The organism is Phenylobacterium sp. (genome assembly GCF_025351295.1).
In the GTDB taxonomy this organism is placed as follows: domain Bacteria; phylum Pseudomonadota; class Alphaproteobacteria; order Caulobacterales; family Caulobacteraceae; genus Phenylobacterium.
The window spans coordinates 19,293-36,179 of sequence record NZ_JANXWD010000056.1 but is presented as its reverse complement, the minus strand read 5'-3'; the positions used below and the strand labels follow the sequence as shown (position 1 = coordinate 36,179).

Below are 16,887 nucleotides of genomic sequence, written 5' to 3'. Positions count from 1 at the left end.
CGACCGGTGTTCGACCCGCGCCAGCTTGCCGCCTCATTGGCCAACCGCGGCCGCCTGCGCCGACGTCCAGCCGCCGCCCAGGGTCTGGTACAGGCTCACCGCGGCGGTGAGCCGGTCGGCGCGGACCTGGACCAGGCTGAGGTCGGCGGCAAGCAGGCTGCGTTGCGCGTCGAGCTGTTCCAGATAGGGCGAATAGCCGGCCCGGTAGCGGTTGGTCGCGAGCGTCAGGACCTGGGCCAGGGCGGCCCGCTGGGCGACGATGTCCGCGGCCTGTTCGGCGGTGCGGCGCTCGGCGGAGAGCGCGTCGTCGACCTCGCGGAAGGCGGTGAGCGCCGCCTTGCGATAGGCGAAGGCGGCCTGGTCGCGGCGCGCGGCGGCCGCGCCCTGCTGGGCGTTCAGGCGGCCGGCGTCGAGGATCGGCGCCAGCACGCTGCCGCCCAGCGAGAACAGCCGGATCGGATCGTCGAGCAGGCTCGAGGCTGCATAGCCGGCGGCCGCGGTGAGCTGGACGCTGGGCAGGAACGCCGCCCGCGCCGAGTCCAGCGAACGGTCGGCGGCGACCAGTTGGTCCTCGGCCTGGACCAGGTCCGGCCGGCGGCGCAGCAGGTCCGCGGGCAGGCCGGCCGGGACCGGCGGCGGCGCCAGCTCAGCGAGGTCGGCGCCCCTGGTGATGGCGCGCGGGCTGTCGCCCAGCAGCAGGGCGAGGCCGTTCTCCTGGCGGGCGATGGCCGCCTGCGTCGCCGGGATCAGTTGTTCGGCGGCGTGGTACTCGGCCTCGGCCTGCGCCTGGTCCAGGCGCGGGGCATAGCCAGCCTCGGCGCGGCGGCGGGCCAGGTTCAGCGAGTCGGCCCGCGCCTCCAGCGTGCTCCGCAGGATCGTCAGCCGTGCGTCGAGGGCGCGCAGGTTGATGTAGCCGCTCGCCGCCGAGGCCGCCACCGCCAGGCGCACGCCATCGCGGCCGGCCTCGCTAGCCAGCAGGGCCGCGCGGGCCGCGGCGCTGGCGCTGGCCAGGCGGCCGAACAGGTCGGTGTCGTAGGCGACCTGCAGCTGGGCCTGGCCGGCGGTCTGCTCGCGCGGCGTCCCGAACGCGCTGACGTCGCGCTGCCGGCCGCCGCCGGCGACGCCGGTCAGGTTCGGCAGCCGCTGGGCCTGGGCGAGACGGTACTGGGCCCGCGCCTCCTCGACCCGGGCGGCGGCGGCGGCGATATCGGTGTTGTGGGCGAGCGCCGTCTCGACCACGGCCGAGAGCGCCGGATCGCCGAAGCTGGCCCACCAGCCGGCGGCGGCTGGGGCCCCGGGATCGGCGGCGGTGCGCCAGGCCGCCGGGGGCTGGATCGCGGCGGCGGGCGGCGGCGTGGGGCGCACCCCGGCGCAGCCCGCAAGGGCGAGGGCAAGGATGGCGAACCCCGCGGCGGCGCGTGTCACCGGCCGGCCTGGCGGGTGTCGACCCGCGCCTCCACGGACATGCCGGGCCGCAGGCGGTCCGCCGCCGCCTGGCCGGGATCGATGGCGATCCGCACGCCGATCCGCTGCGGCACCTTCACGAAGTTGCCGGTGGCGTTGTCAGGCTTCAGCACCGCGAATTCCGAGCCCGCGGCCGGCGACAGGCGCTCGACATGGCCCGTGACCTTGGCGCCGCCCAGGGCGTCGACCATCAGCACCGCGGGCTGGCCCGGCCGGATGCGCCGGGTCTGGGCTTCCTTGTAGTTGGCGATCACCCAGCGGTCGGACGGCACCAGCGACAGGAGCTGAGTGCCGTTGGTGACGTACTGGCCCAGCCGTACGCCGACCTCGCCAACCTGGCCGGGTTCCGGCGCACGGACCGTGGTGTTGTCCAGGTCGATCTGCGCCAACCGCAGCTGGGCGCGGGCCGCTTCCACCTGGGCCTCCAAGCCGCCGCGCCCGACGTCGACGGTGCGGATGTCCTGGCGGGCGACCTCGCTGGACGCCTGGGCCTGGCGCACCTGGGCCTCGGCCTGGCGGAGCGCCGCCAGGGTCTGGTCACGCTCGCGCACCGAGATCGAACCGTCGCGCACCAGGTCGTCGGCGCGCGCCATGTCGGCCTTGGCCCTGAGCAGCTGGGCCTGGGCGTTGGCGACGCCGGCCGACTGGCCCTGCAGGCCGGCTGCGCGCGCGGCATGCGCCTGCTGGCTGTTCGCGAGGGCGGCCTCCTGGGCGGCCAGGTTGGCCCGCGCCTGGGCGACGCGGGCGGCGTAGATGCGGTCGTCGATCCGGGCCAGCACCTCGCCCTGCCGCACCACCTGGTAGTCGCGCGCCGCCACCTGGATGACATAGCCGCTGACCTGCGGGGCGATCACCGTCGTACGGCCGCGGACGTAGGCGTTCTCGGTCGCCACCACGCCGCCCGCGAATGGCGGCAGGCCCCAGGCGGCGAGAATGGCCAGCACCGCGGCCACGGTCAGGCCCACGATCGCCGCGATGACCCAGGGCCGGCGGCGCGACGGCCGCCACAGCCCCTGCGGCGGCGGTGGCCCCGGCGCCGCGGTGGCAGGCGTCGGCGCGGGTGGGGGCGCGGCAGGCGTGGCGATGTCGGTCATCCCTGGGCCCTTGCCTGCGCCCGCCGCTGGCGGACGGTATTGAAGATCCGGATGTAGGCCAGATAGGCTGCGGTCAGCAGCGCCAGCACGGCCACCAGGCGGAAGACGTCGTTGAACGCCAATATGTTGGCCTCCCGGGTCAGCGCCGCGGCCAGCGCCTGGCTGCCCCCCTGCAGGCGCGCGGCGGCCTGCGGGTCCGAGGCCAGCACCCGCTCGGACAAGGCCAGCGCGTGGCCCCGCGCGGCGATCACCTGGTAGCTGCCCAGCAGGGCGGAGCCCGCCAGCCCGCCGACGTTCTGGGTGGTGCTGAACAGCACGATGAAGGTCACCAGATGGCCTGGTCCCCGCTCCAGCATCCGCAGGAAACCGTAGGCCAGGGTCGGGCCGATGAACAGCATCGTGCCATAGGCGATCAGCACCTGGCTCCAGATCAGCTGGGCCGGGCGGGTGACGTTGGTCGAGTGGCTGTCGAGCCAGGCGCCCACCGCGATCGCCAGCGCCGCCGCCATGATCAGATAGGGGATGCGCGGCGGCGTCAGGGTCAGCAGGGTGGTGCCAAGGCCCAGCGCCATGGCGACGATCACCAGGACGAACAGCACGCGCAGCTGGTCGTTGGTCAGGCCGGCCGAGGTCAGCAGCCCGACCGCGCCATAGGTCTGCTCCGCAAGCGCCAGGCGCACCAGCAGCGCCACGATCGCGAAGCGGGCGATGTCGAGGGTGCCGATCCACTTGGTCTGCAGCAGCGGGCGGGCGCGGTTGTGCTCGATGACCAGGGCGGCGACGAACAGCGGGACGGCGACGGCCAGGGCCACGCCCAGCCAGGGCGTCTCGGTCCACCACATCACCCGCCCGACGCCCAGCACGCCGCAGAACAGAGTGATGGCCGGGACGGCCAGCGCCAGGGTCACGAAGTCCAGCCGCTCGAAGGCCTTGCTGCGGTCGCTGGGCGGCAGCGGCAGGGCCATCAGCGCCGCGAACGCCGCCAGCGCCAGGCCCACCTCGATCAGGTGCAGACCCTGCCAGTGGGCCAGCGCCAGCATCTCCACCGGAAACAGCCACGCCAGCGGCGAGCCGAACTGGCCAAGGCTGATGCCGGCGACCAGGGCGACCGGCCGTTTCGCCGGCGGCACGGTCTGCAGCAGGTTGTAGATCACCATGGTGGTCAGGCCGGCCGCGGTCATGCCGCAGACCGCCCGCATCAGCAGCGCCGTCGCGAACCCCGGGACCACGAACTGCAGCAGGCCAGCCGCCGCATAGACGCCCAGCAGGCTGTGGGTCACCGCCGGGATGCCGAACTGCTGGCGCGCCTTGATCAGCAGCAGGTTGGCGCAGGCATTCATCGCTACATAGACCGCCGGCAGCAGGCTGGCCTGGGCGATGTCGACCCCCAACGACCCCGCCAGGTTCGGCAGGTTGACCGTGACCAGCGCATTTCCCAGCGTCGCCACGATCGCCATCAGCAGCGCGATCGCCCCATAGCCCAGCTTGTGCGACAGCGGGTGGGCCGGCGAATAGGGCGAGCCTGGGAACAGCGGCCGCTCCTCCGGCGCGAACTCATAGGCGGGCTTGGCAGGCGACCGGCTCATCCCGGAACCCTAGCGCGAGACGGCATTCGGCGCGATCCGTTCGGCGGCGCCTGGCGGGAAGCCAGCGCTTGAGAAAGGCTGCCGATCAGAATTCCAGGACGTCGAAGGCCACGCCGCTCTGGCCTTCGCCGCGGCCGACGGTGCGCCGACGCGCCATCCAGAGCGACGTCGAGCCGTCGATGCCCCGCGCATGGCGATAGTGGCGCTGCAGGCGCACGCCCTCCCTGGGAACCTCCTCCAGGAAGAGGGTAAGCGCGGGATAGCCGAGGAGCTTGCCGATCGGCGCGCCGCCGCCGGTCGGCAGCCGCCCGCGGCGCAGCTGCAGCGGTCCCTGGTTGACCGCCACCGGCAGGAACGGAATCCAGTAGTCCGGGGTCGTCGAACCCAGCCGGTAGCGTGGCGCGCCGGTCGCCGTGGGCGCCGGCACGGGCGGCTGGCTGGTGGTCCAGGCCAGCTGGCGGTCGATCCGCGCGCCGGACGGGCCGATGGCGTTGCGCTCCACGCCCCAGACCATTTCGGCGAGCTCGTCGCGCAGCAGCAGCACGTCCTCCACCGCCTCCCCGTCCAGCGCGCCCACGGCGCTCGGCGGGATGACCAGGCGATTGGCGCCACCCGGCGTCGCGCCGGCCGGTTCGCGCAGCGCGAACATCCGCCAGGCCCCGGCCGGGCCGTCGGCCGCGGTATAGTGCGGGATGGGGGTCACGACGCCAAAGCTGTCGACAACCTGCAGCGTCTGAATGGTCACCTGCGAACCGACCGGCACGGCCAGCGGGACCTGGAACCAGTCGTTGCCGTAGATCAGCGCGAATTCCCGCAGCAGAATCCGGCCCAGGTCCTCGGCCGCGGCGGTCAGGGCGCCGATGTCGACCGCGGCGTCCTCCATCTCCCAGAACCGGCGGGCGGGCATGCCGCGGAAGACGACGGGCGAGGCTGCCAGGCTGCGGCTCTCGGTCACCGGAGTGGCGCCGCCGCCGGGCAGCGGCGCGCCCGAGCGGTCGAAGGTGTGCCAGTCGACGGTTCCGCCGTCGTATTCCTTCGCCACCAGCCCGTTGGGGTCGCCCGCGGCGCCGAGCGCGAAGCCGTACTCCATGCGATCCGGCGACCAGGAGCCCGGCGTCCCGGGTTCGCTGAATAGCGCGTCGAACCAGGCCGCCCAGGCCCTGGCCAGCGGCAGCACCGCCGCCGCGTCCGTGGCGCTGAGTGCAGGCGCCGCGGGCAGCTGTCCCGCTGACGCCGCCAGATCGGCGCGCAACCTCACCCCATCGACCACCCGCCCGGCCACGACCGCCGCCAGCCGCGCGGTCTCGCCTTCGCCCGTCACGCCGAGCGGATAGTGGGCCACATAGGTCGCCCGAAGGGGGCCGAGCTTCGCGGCATCCAGCATGCGCAGGAACTGCAACCCCGCCTCGATGGCCTGTCGCAGATCCCCGCCGGCCTCGGCCGGACGCGCCGTCTCCCGCTCGACCAGGGTCTCGATCGGCTGCGCGCCGTCATAGGGCTGCGGCGGCGCGGAGCCGCTGGCGAAGCGGTCGAACGCCGCCGTGGTCCACTGCACCTTGGCGGTCACCGGCGACCCGACATTGCGGCCCACGAACTCGCCCATCTGCCACTGCCGTGCCAGCAGCCAGAGCGGGTCATGCACCCGCGCCGCCAGGCCGAGCGAGAGGTCGTTGGTCCGGCAGCGCGGCTCGAGACGGTCCCAGATGGTGATGGAAGACATCAGGCGCGCCTCACCAGGTCGGCGCGAACGAGGTTGAAGTCCGTGGAGATGGCCTCGACCGCCGGTCCGCCCGCATTGTACGCGAAGTAGAGCGCGGGCAGGTAGTGGCCCAGCGCATTGAGGGCGTCGGGATCCACGGCGCGGACCTTGGCCAGGTCCAGCGCCTCGAGCACCGTCCCCTCCACGGCCTCCAGTGTCCATTCCGGGAAGTCGTCGGCGGGAACGCCCAGCAGCAGCATCTGCGGCGCCCGGGCGGTCGGCTCATCGTGATGGAAGGCGAGCCCCGTCACCTGTCGGGCGCTGGGAATGACCTCGACCCACTCATCGAGCAGCAGGCCGGCGGCGGCCGCGCCTGCCGTGCCTGGCTGCGGCGAGACGGCGACGAGCGACAGGCGCCCAGAGGCCGGCGCGGGCTGGGGAAGCGCCACCCAGCGCTCGCCGGCAACCGCGGGCAATTGAGCCACCTCGAGCTGCAGGATCGATTGCCCGGCAAGGCTCTCGGCATGGAGCAGCGCCTCGCTCAGCCGTGCCGCGCCGGGGCGCACCCGCGCCATGCGCTGGAACCAGGTGATGCCCGCCAGCGGATCGGCCCCCTGCAGCTCGGAGCTGGCGCTCCACAGCTGGTCCCATCGGGTCGCCGTCGCCGCATCCAGCGCCGGCAGGACCGTGAACGTCTCGCCGAAGACGATCTTGAGACGGGCCACGTCGTGGTCGCGGCGCGCCTCCCCGGCCGCGCCCGGCCGAACGAACCTGGACGCCAGCCGATCCAGCGCCGCGATCCGACCCGCAAGCTCCGCCGCCGCATCCACGCTCTGAGCCGCCCAGCCGGACGGGTCGCTCGCCGGTATCGATCCTGGAGCGCCGAAGGCGGCGGCGGCCAGCAACGCGAGGTCGCCCGCGCCTGCCGCCCGCAAACCGGCCAGGGCCGCCCGCACCTGGGCCTCGGCGGCGTCCGCCCTGGCCTGCAACTCGGCGGTGTCGATCGCACCGGGGGGCTCGCCGGGCGCGACGAGGTCTAGGGGCGTCAGGGCGCGGGCGCCGGTGACCAGCTTCGCGACCGCCTTCGCCAGGTCCATGAACTCCGCCACCGAGACGGTCTCCGGCGGCCAGCTCGGGTCGCGCCCATCGGCGAGCGAGAGGGCCGCATCGGCCGGCGCCGTCGACGGCCGCGCCGCGCCGGCGCTCCGCAGCAGGCGCGCGCCGAGCTCCCCGGCCAGATCGTCGTCGGCCAGCGCCAGCACGTCGACGGGCGCCAGCGAAAGGCTGTCGAGCCCGATCTCCACCACGCCCACCGCCGCGCCGTCCGGGCCGGTGAAGCGCACGCGACCGCGCACCCGCGTCGGATCGCCGAGCAGGGCGGCGGCCCAGCCGTTGAGCCGCGGTTCGGCACGGGCGCGCGGCGTGGCGCGCCAGCCCGGCGGACTTGCGTCGGTCACGGCGGCGGTCAGGAGCCGGTAGGTGAGCGGCGTCCCGGCGCGCGGGGTCTCGACGACCTCGATCTCGGGGGGCCGCACGTCGCCGCGCGCGATGGCGTCCAAGGTCGCCCCCGCGCGCAACAGATTGCCCTTGGTCAGCTGATGCACGCTCTCGGCCAGGGTGACGTCGGCCACGGCGTCGAGGGCGTCGTTGAGCACGCCCAGCGCCTGGGTGAGCCTTGCGCGGGCCCCAGGATCGGTCGGCAGGCCGGGACCGGCCGCCAGCGTCCCGCCGGCGAAGATCTTGTGCAGCAGCGCCAGGCCGTCGATCACATTGTGCGCCGCCACCGCCTCCTGCAGGCCCGGCGGCGGGTCGGGGTTGTCGAGCGGAGCGATCCTCCGCAGGGGCGCGATCAGCGGTTCGAGCCCGGCGTCGTGCAGGGTCCGTTCAAGCCGGTATCCCAGCAGGGCGCCCAGCGATTGGCCCTCGCGCACCCCGTCCAGCAGATGCAGCGCCAGCCGGACGCGATCCGACGTCAGGTCGATCTGCAGCGGCGAGCGGCCGACGCCCTGGTGGCTGAGGTAGCCCGAGCGCAGGACCGCGGCGGTCGCGCCCTGCGCCAACGACGGCGCGTGGACGTAGCCGGCCGAGGGCGTGGCCGCCTGTGGGCGAAGGTCTTCCAGCCAGCCGAAGGCGCCCAGGACCACCCCGCCGGTCGGCGCCGCGGCGCGCATCTGGTCCAGCCGCGTGTGCGCCATGGAGGTCAGCCAGGCGTCCAGCCGGAACGCCGCCAGGTCCATGGTCTCCCGCGCGGCCGCATCGAGCGCCGCCGCCGGAAGGCTCGCGAGCCGTGCGAAGGCGGCCCAGAACCCGGCGAAGGCAGACACCGCCGAGTCGGCCTTGGTCCCATCCAGATAGGCGCCGACCGGGCCCTTGTCGGCGAACGGTCGCTGCAGCAGGTCCCAGGGCGTGGGGCGTGGCGCGGTCGACAGCCCCAGCAGCTCGGCCTCGATCCGCTCGGCCGGCTGGGCGGCGCCGGACTTCGCCAGCAGGTCGCCGGCGGTGTCGAGGTACTGGCGAAGCGCCGCGTGGCGCAGCAGCAGGAGCAGCAGCGGCACGGGCTGGGCGGGGGTCGGCAGGTCGCGCAGCGCCTGCCAGCCCAGGCTCTGCAGGTGCGCGACATAGTCCGGGGCGGGCTGCCCTTCGAGCGGCTGCGGCGCGACCAGGACATCGGTCAGCAGCCGGTGGGTGTTGACGAAGGTGGCATTCGCCAGCCGCGTCGTCGCCATCGCCGTGGAAAGGTCCCCGACCTGGGCCAGCGACTTGGCCGCCAGCCCGCTCCACCAGGCCTGGCCGAGATCGCGCTGCAGGAAGCGCCAGGCGGTGAGGTTGTATTCCGGCCCAAGCAGGTTGCGCGCGACGTAGCTGGCCGATGCGGGCGTCATGCCCAGGATCTGGACCAGCGCCTGCTCCGGGTCGGCGGCCCCGTGCAGCTGCGGCACGTTCTGGACCGAGCTCTCCCAGGTCGCCCGCATGCGGCCCAGCAGTCCCATCAACGGCGCCTCGAGCGGCGAGCCCTGCAAGGGCTTCCATCCCGCGCTGCGCATCACCGGGAGCACGCCATAGGGCTGGGTCCCGACTCGCAGGATCGGGAAGTGCCCTCGCCCGCGGACGTGCCTGACGAAGTGGTCGCGGGTCAGGGGCAGGCGGGTCTCGGCCGAGGCGATCGCGCCGCCGACCATCTGTTCGAGATAGTAGCCCCAGGTCGCCGGCCACAGCACGGTGTTCATCGCCGCCGCGTCGGCATCCTGGCCGCCCGCGGCGCCGTCCACGTGGGCCAGCAGGCCGGGATCGAACCCCAGCGCCTGGGCCAGTCGCTCCCCATCGGCCCCCGTCAGGACGGCCGGCGCGCCCTGCTCCCGTTCGAAGAGCGCCTCGAAGTTCGGGTCGCGCGAGGACAGGGCCGAAGCCGTGTCCTCGGTGTTGTTGGTCGCCGCCCCGTGCGGCAGTAGTTCGAGACCGTCGGTGTAGTGGTGCGCCTGTAACAGAGCGCCCACGCGGCGCGCCGCCTCGGCGGGATCCAGCTCGCTCTTCAGGCCCAGGACCAGCAGCCGCTTGAAGCCGCGGGTCTGGCCGCCGGTCAGCGGGATCCGGCACGCCATCCCGGCGGTGATGGCCTTATCAAAGTCGAAGATCCAGGCGAAGCCGCTGTCCGCGCTGGGTCCGTCGCCCTGCGGGGCCGGCCCGACGGCCAGGCTGTCGGCGATGGGGCCGCCGACGAACAGCACCTGGCCGGGTCCGTCGGTCTGGTAGCCGATCACGATCCAGCGCTCCGGCAGGGCGTCGGCATGCGGCGCGCGCGTCCACGAGGCCGGCTTGGCGCCGGCCCCGGCGGCATCGCTGGCGATCCACGCGGCGCGCTTCGGCCCGAAGCGGCGGGCCAGGGCGGCGAAGGCGGCCGTGGCGGAAGGTGGATCCGCCTGGGCAGCGCCGCGATAGGCGGCGCGGGCGGCGCTTTCGTCCGGCGTCAGTTCAGGCTCGAAGCTGTTGACGTGGACCGTGTCGGGATAGATCCGCAGCCAGAGCTCCTGCCCCTGAAACCGCGCTTCCAGGCGCACTGGCAACAGCAGCAGCGGCGTGCCCGTGGGCGGCGGGCGCCTGAACTTGCTGGTCGACGGCAGCGGCGCGCCCTCGGGAATGACGGCGAGGTCGGTCGCTGAGATCGGTTGCAGAGCCAGCGGATTGCCGCCCGCGTCGCGCACCGTGGTGGCGTCGGGCGCGGCCGACCTGCGGCCCCCCTTCATCACGTAGGCAAACCCAATGCCGGAGGCCGGATAGGCCACGCCGTCCGCCCGCGACGGCAGGGCCGGACCGTCCGGGATGGCGGCCAGGTCAGCCGGCGTGGCGACGTGCGCCCCGCGCCCCATGGCGAGGATCGCGGCAGCGGTCGCCGGGTCCGGCGCCCGGCGCTTCGCGCCGCCCTGCATGAGGAAGGCGGTGGGGCCGATCGGAATGCCCGGCGTCAGCTCCGTCAGGATGGCGCCGTTTTCGCGCGACGGCAGGGCCTGCCCGCGCGGGATCGCCGCCAGCGCCGCGTCGGTCAGGCTGCGCACCGTGTCCCGGCCCAGCATGAAGGCGAGCGTGGCCGCATCCGGGATCGGCCGCGCCAGATTGCCCTGCAGGAAGAACACGGCCGGGTCCTTCGCGTCGCGGACGAAGGGGCTGAGCCGGGGTCCGCGGGGATCGGTGAAGGTCATCCGCCGCTCCCTCCGCCCAGCAGCGCCGTGGCGTGCATGGCCACCCGGACCGGCCGGCGCATCAGGATGAACGCCATCGCCGCGGCGCTGCGGCTCCAGGCCACGGGTTCGTTGGCGGCGAAGGCGGGGGGCTTGGTAGCGTCCAGGAAGGCGCCGGTGGGAACGACATCCTCCCAGCTGAGATCGTTCCAGGTCAGGCCGCCGTTGGCGACGGCTCGCCGCGAGGGCTCCAGGCCGAAGCGGGGCTCTGCGACGTGCTCTTCGAGGACGAAGTACCAGCCCGCATCGCCGGCGGCCGGATCGGGACGCCCCAGGGGGTCATCGATGTCGAAGCCGAAGAAGCGGAACTGCTCGCCGATGCGCCCCTGGAAGATCGGCCACTGCCGCGAGGTCCCCAGGGCGCGCGTCTGGCCGCCGGGGGTCCAGACGGCGGGCGCGGCGGAGACCAGCACATTCGGATAGCGCTGGAACAGGCTGGCCCGCACCAGCAGGGCGATCCGTCCCGGATGGGCGTGATCCTGGGTATGCGTCCCGAGCCCCCCCAGCGGATCGAACGCGGCGATGCGCGGAATGTCCGGGTCCCCGTCGGCGTCCCAGAAGTTCTGGAACCAGGTCTGTCGCCGCTCGGCCGGGAATTCCCGCCACAGCAGCTCGCGCGCCAGCGCCTCGTTCAGGCCGACCATATAGGCCTCGACGAACCGGGCGTTGGTCTGCAGCAACACAGCGGTGTCGGTAGGGATGCTGGAGATGCCGGGCAGCATCCATTCCGGCGAAAGGTCGACCAGCGGCGCGTACATGGCCTGCGGGAAGGCCGGCGCGCCGCTCAGTTGGGCCAGGGCGTCGGCGCCATCGCCCAGCGGGACCCGCGCGCCAAGCCTGGCCGTAATGGTGGTCGCCGGGTCCAGGCGCGCGCTCAGCGCCGTGCGCACCGCGGCCAGCGCAGGCGCGCCTCCGAGCGGCTGCGGATCGACCGGCGCGACCTGCGCCTCGCCGAACCGTCCCGCGACCGCCGCCGCCGCGCTGCGGAAATGGTCCTGCATCCGGGTCAGGTCGGTCCGGTCCTCCGGGAAGGTCAGCCGCGGCGGCAGCGCCGTCACCCCGCCCTGGAGCACCCGCGGGACATTGACGTCGCCGCCCCAGTCGATGAGCGCCACACGCCGCAGCGGCGGCCCCCCGACCGGATTGATCTCGCCGCCGCCTCGCCCGCCCGCGCCGCCGCGCGGCGCCGCCGCCACGGCAGTCTCGGCGGCCGCCGGTCCAGTCCTCAGGTCCGGCGCGCGCGTTGGCGGCGGGGTTCCAGGCGCCCGCGCCACCACCTGCCAGCCCGCCGCGGCGAGGAAGGCCCCGCGGTTCAGCGCGGCCGGCTGGACGGCGGGCGAGACGTCGCCCAGCGCGACCATGCCGGCCGGCGTCCTGACGGGTCCCGCCACGGCCAGCGCCGCCGGCCCGGAGCCGGTGGGCATGTTGAGACGCTCGACGATCCGCGCCGGGCCGGCGCCCGCGAAGGCCCGCCCGATCGGTCCGCGCGGCCGGGCGATCCTGCGCAGCGCGGCCGAGACCGCTCCGGCCGGCACGCGGCTCGCCGCCACATGTCCGGCGAGGGTGGCGGTGGCGCCGCCAAGGGTCAGGCTGACGCGGCCGTGCGCGGGTCGCATCATCTGCAGGAACGCGCCGTCGCCGGAGACCTGCTGCAGCCGCCCATGCAGGACCGCGGCCACCTCGCGCGCCAGCTGCGCCTGGCGGAGCAGCTGGTTGGCCTTGCGGATCTCACCCAGTTGGTCCCAGGCCGAGGCGACCATCGCCTCGGCGTCGGCCTGCACCACCTGGCCGCCGGCCGAGGCGGCGAGCCGGTGGCGGGGGTCGAGGTTCAGGTCGCTCATCCAGATGGGCGGCTGCCCGTCCTTGGGCAGCGCCTGGCCGGTCTGGGACGCGCCGAAGGTCGGTGGGGCGAGCACGGGGTCGGCGGCGACGGCGGGCGCGAGCGCGGCGCGAAGCGCGGCCTGGTAGGGCGGCTGGGCGTCGGCCGGCCAGGGCGGGTCAGGCATGCCGAAGGTGCGCAGCGCGCCTTCCAGGCCCAGGCTGACGCCCGGCGCCGGGGCCGCGCCGAAGCCCGGCGCGCTGACGTCGATCGTCCGGGTCCCTGCCGTGACCGGCGCATCCGGCGGGCCGATCCTGCGCGCCAGCGACGCGAAGTCGCCGCCCGGACCGGTCTGGAACCGGAAGTGAAAATAGACCGGCAGGCTGAACGGCGCGGTGATGGCGGCGTCCCAGGCCAGGTTGCGGTCGTCGTCGGTGACCGGCAGGCCGAGTCCCGCGTGGACGCCGGCCCGGAAGGTGGGCACGACACACGCCAGGTAGCGGCGCGACGGCTCCAGCCGGCGGGGGGAGATGAGCCGCGAGACGGTCGCGGGGGTGTCGCCGGCCAGGACCGCGGTGGACGCCGCCGCGCCCATCACCTGCGCATGCGCCCAGCTGTCGATCTGGTCAAGATCGGGCAGTTCCGCGGCGGGATCCAGCGGCGCGTCCAGGCGCAGTACCGACAGGCCGCCCGGCTGGGCGGTCAACGACACGCCGTCGCCGTCGGGAACCACGACCAGGCAGATCCACGGCCGCAGGCGGTCGCCGGCCGGCGGGTCCGGGGTCAGCATCCAGGGCAGGTCGCTGGTGGCGAGCTCGACCGCCGCCAGGTAGTTCGGCTCGAAGGCGTCGGCGCCGTCGCGCGGCTCCGTGCGGACGAAGGCGCGGCCGTCGAGGGACTTCACGTCGCCCGGCCCGGGCAGTCGCACGTGCGGCGGCGCGGCCACCGCGGCCCCATTCACGGCGATGGAGAGCGGCAGGGTCGCGAAGTTCACCGCCGAAGCCGCCTGGATCTGCGAGGCGAGGCCTCGGCGGACCCAGGGCAGGAGCGAATAGCCGGCCGTGGGATCAGCCATCAGGCAGCCCTCAGTTCGTGCGACGCGACGATCTGCAGGCGGCCCCGCTGGCCCGGCGCCGAGGCCAGGGTCGCGTCGAGCGCCGCCCGCATGTCGCTGTAGGTCGTCCCGCCCGCCGCCGATGCGCCGCCGGCCGCGAGGGTGGTGACGTCCGCCACGGCGAAGGCCGGCTCGGCGACGCGGACCGGCGATCCGGGCGCGGCGTACCGGCGCGCGCCCGCCTGGCCGATCGTTCGCGCCGCGCCGGCCGCGCCGAACAACCGTGCGTGCACGTCGCCCCAGGGAAAGGCCGGGGGCACGCCCGACTCCACGCGGACCGCTCCGCCGGGCGTGTCGATGTAGAAGGTCTCGAAATCCGTGGTCTTGGTCAGCGATGCGCCATGGGCGACCAGGTCGCCGCGCATGACCGCGCCGGCGTCGTGGCGCTCGAACGAGGGCCGCGCCAGCTTCTCGGCGTCGCTGAGGTTGAAGAACTGGCCCGGCGCGAAGTCGTCCTGCAGAGGATCGAAGTCGGCGGTCGCGGCGCCCACCTGCAGGGCGGTGATGGAAAACGCCGTCGCTCCGGAGGGAACCGCGTCTCCGAACCGCTCGATGGTGAGGCCGAGCGGCACGGTCCGCTCGTGAACTTCCAGGCGCGCGAGCGGGTGGGCGATCACCGCCGAAGGGTCCTGGATATCCCGGATGGCGACCAGTCGCGACAGGCCGGCGGGCAGGGGCGCCGACCAGCTGCGCGGATCGGCCAGGCTGGCGTCCAGCAGCGCGCCGACATCCACCGTGGTCGTCTGCGGTGGCGGAGCCTCCTCGCCCCAGGTCTCCGAGAACGAGATGCCCACGTCGAAGAAGACGATATGGATCTTGAACTCTCCGGCGATGTTCCAGGGCGCCGGGCCGCTCAGGGTCGCGTCCAGGGCGACCGACATCAGGTCGTCGCCGTCGGCGGTAAGGGCGACCGAGCCCGAGATGTCGGCGTCGAAGTGGAACGGCTCCAGCTGCAGCAGCGCGTCGAAACCGAGGTGGCCGGACAGCCCATACCCGGACACCCCGACGAAGACGTCCAGCTGGGCGCCGAACTGGACGGTGTTGGATGTCAGCGCCAGATAGGCGGCCAGCCGCAGCTTGCTGACGCCGCCGGACGACATGTCGACGCTGACGCGCTTCAGCACCGGCAGGTCGGGCGGCGGCGCGAAGCGGGGATGGCAGCCGCCGATCGCCAGCACGAACTCGCGGTTTCCCACCCAGGCGGCTCGCAGCGCCATGTCGCCGGCGAGCGCATAGGTGATCAGCTTGGAGTCGTAGAGGCTGGCGTCGAGGGACAGCCGCCCCTGGGTCAGCTCCAGAACGCCCACCGCGTCCATGTTGATGCGGATCAGCGGCGCGGACGCCGAGGGCAGCTTCGCCTCGAGCTTGGCCAGCAGCACGATCCGCACCGGCTCGGGCAGCTCCAGGATCACCGCGATGGCGATGGTCAGCACGGTGGGCGTGCCCCAGCCGATCAGCGCCATCGGACCGAACAGGAACCGCCCCGGGGCGGTCGGGAACACGGCGTCCAGCTGGGCGAGGATCTGCGGCCCGTCGGTGATGGCGCTCTTCGGGAACAGGAAGTTGAGTTTGCCGCCGATCACGGCGGCGCGCAGGGCGTCGGTGGAAGCGGTGCGGTGCACGGCCAGCAGCCCGCCGACACCATTCAGCGTGAAGCCCCAGCCCAGCTGGATCGGCGGGAAGTCGGCATCGATCAGGGCGAGGAGGGAATAGCCCTGCCCGCCGGCGACCTTGGTGGTGATCAAGCCGAAGGCCTGCAGGGCCAACGCGTTGAACTGCAGTTGCAGCACGCCGGCGTATTTGCCGTTCGGCGGGTCGAAGGCCAGGAACCCGCCGCCGCTCACACCCGCCGCGTCCACCGCCAGGCCGACCCCCGACGGCGGCTTGAAGGCGAAGTCCAGGTCCACCGGGCCCAGGTTGCCGCCGCCGTCCGGGAAGCCGAGGTTGGCGACCACGCCCAGCCGGTCCACCACCGCCAGCACGGGTCCGATCGTCAGGCTGACGCTGGCCGACACCTCCGCCTGCAGGGCGTCGTCGTTGACGAACAGGCCGAGGTGGATCGACGGCACCTTCAGGACCCCGCCGATGGAGATCCCCACCGGCAGCGTCGCGTCGAGGCTCGCGGCGCCGTGGAAGCTCAGCCCAGTCTGGCTCGACCAGGCGATCCCCAGGTCGAAGTCGGCGCGCAGGCCGTCCTGCGGCAGGACGCTGCGCAGGAAGCTGTCGCCGTCCGCGGATTGCACGACCAGGGCCGACTTGGACACGGCGGCCGAGGCGGCGAGGATCTGCTGCGTCTCCGACAGGGTGGTCTGCGCAGAAAGCTGCGCGCCGCCGATCTCCAGCCGGGTCCCGGTCGGCGCGCCGACCCTGAAAGCCGGCTTGTCGTCCGGCGCGGCCAGGGTCGCGGTGATCTTGCCGCCTACCTCGGCAAGGCTGGGATCGGCCGAGAGCGTGAACCCGTGCCGCCCGACCGCGAAGCCCTGGACCGCCGCGGTCAGGTCGAACTCGACGGTCCAGTCGCCCAGGTCGCGCGTCTCGGTCAGCGTGCCGAACGGGTTGAACACGAAACCCAAGTCGCCGCGATCGGCCGCCGACAGCGTCACCACCACACCGGCCTCGACCTCGGCGTCCAGCAGCAGATCGGCGGTGTAGATGATCAGCGAATGGTCCACGAACCGGGCCGCGTCTCCCAGCAGGGCTGCGTCGGCAGGATCGAAGCCATAGCGGCAGGCCACGCCGAGCCCCCGCAGCACCCGCACCAGGGGCGGGAAGAGCAGGTCGGCCATGGCGTTGGCGTCCGCCACCGTGGCCAGCGGCGTGCCGTACACAGCCTTGAGGACGGTCACCGGATCGGTAAACAGCAGTTTCAGCCGGTCGAAGCGGAACTGCTCCTGCTGGAACGGCCGGCGGGTCATGGCGCCGCCGCTGACGATCGCCGGTCGCGGGGCCGTCGCGGCGGCCGGCGTGATCAGGGTTGTCAGGACCGCGACGCCGTAGGCCAGCGGATGATAGTTCCAGAGATAGCGCAGGATCAGCCAGTCGATCAGGTCGCGCCCCAGGGTCTCGAGCGCCGCCGCCGGCCCGTCCGCCTCGCTGAGCGCGCGCAGCGCCAGCGCCACGTTGCGCAGGCTCTCCAGCAGGGCGGCGAGGGTGGCGAAGGAGGGGGACGCCTCGCTGTCCAGCTGCTGGGTGCGGTCGGCAAGCTGCGCCACGGCCCCGATCGCCGCCGCCAGCGGGTCGCCGCCGGGCGCGCCGGAGGTGGCGCCAACCTGCGCCAGCACGGCCTCCAGCCGCTGTGGATCCTCCGCCGCGGCTCGCAGCGGCGCGATGACCTTGCCGAACTCGGCGATCAGGGCGTGGAAGAGATCGGAGGCCATG

General features: G+C 73.9%; 7 protein-coding genes. All 7 read right to left on the bottom strand.

What is annotated here, in order from left to right; translation table 11 throughout:
• Positions 1–33: 33 nt before the first annotated feature.
• Positions 34–1,425 carry an efflux transporter outer membrane subunit gene (locus Q0R13_RS08550; protein ID WP_293902413.1) on the bottom strand — a complete coding sequence of 464 codons (1,392 nt, stop codon included), beginning with the start codon at positions 1,423–1,425 and terminating at the stop codon, positions 34–36.
• Positions 1,422–2,558 carry an HlyD family secretion protein gene (locus Q0R13_RS08545; protein WP_293902410.1) on the bottom strand — a complete coding sequence of 379 codons (1,137 nt, stop codon included), beginning with the start codon at positions 2,556–2,558 and terminating at the stop codon, positions 1,422–1,424. The genes Q0R13_RS08550 and Q0R13_RS08545 overlap by 4 nt, the downstream gene beginning before the upstream one ends.
• Positions 2,555–4,144, bottom strand: a complete 1,590-nt coding sequence (locus Q0R13_RS08540) for an MFS transporter (protein ID WP_293902407.1) — start codon at positions 4,142–4,144, stop codon at positions 2,555–2,557. The genes Q0R13_RS08545 and Q0R13_RS08540 overlap by 4 nt, the downstream gene beginning before the upstream one ends.
• An 85-nt stretch (positions 4,145–4,229) precedes the next feature.
• Positions 4,230–5,864 (bottom strand): hypothetical protein, encoded by a 1,635-nt coding sequence (locus tag Q0R13_RS08535; RefSeq protein WP_293902404.1) that lies wholly within the window; start codon positions 5,862–5,864, stop codon positions 4,230–4,232.
• Entirely contained in the window at positions 5,864–10,537 is a 4,674-nt protein-coding gene (locus Q0R13_RS08530) for a hypothetical protein (RefSeq protein WP_293902401.1), read from the bottom strand. The genes Q0R13_RS08535 and Q0R13_RS08530 overlap by 1 nt, the downstream gene beginning before the upstream one ends.
• Positions 10,534–13,470 (bottom strand): hypothetical protein, encoded by a 2,937-nt coding sequence (locus Q0R13_RS08525; protein ID WP_293902398.1) that lies wholly within the window; start codon positions 13,468–13,470, stop codon positions 10,534–10,536. Before Q0R13_RS08525 ends, Q0R13_RS08530 begins: the two co-directional genes overlap by 4 nt.
• Positions 13,470–16,886 (bottom strand): DUF6603 domain-containing protein, encoded by a 3,417-nt coding sequence (locus tag Q0R13_RS08520; RefSeq protein WP_293902395.1) that lies wholly within the window; start codon positions 16,884–16,886, stop codon positions 13,470–13,472. The genes Q0R13_RS08525 and Q0R13_RS08520 overlap by 1 nt, the downstream gene beginning before the upstream one ends.
• Position 16,887 lies beyond the last annotated feature (1 nt).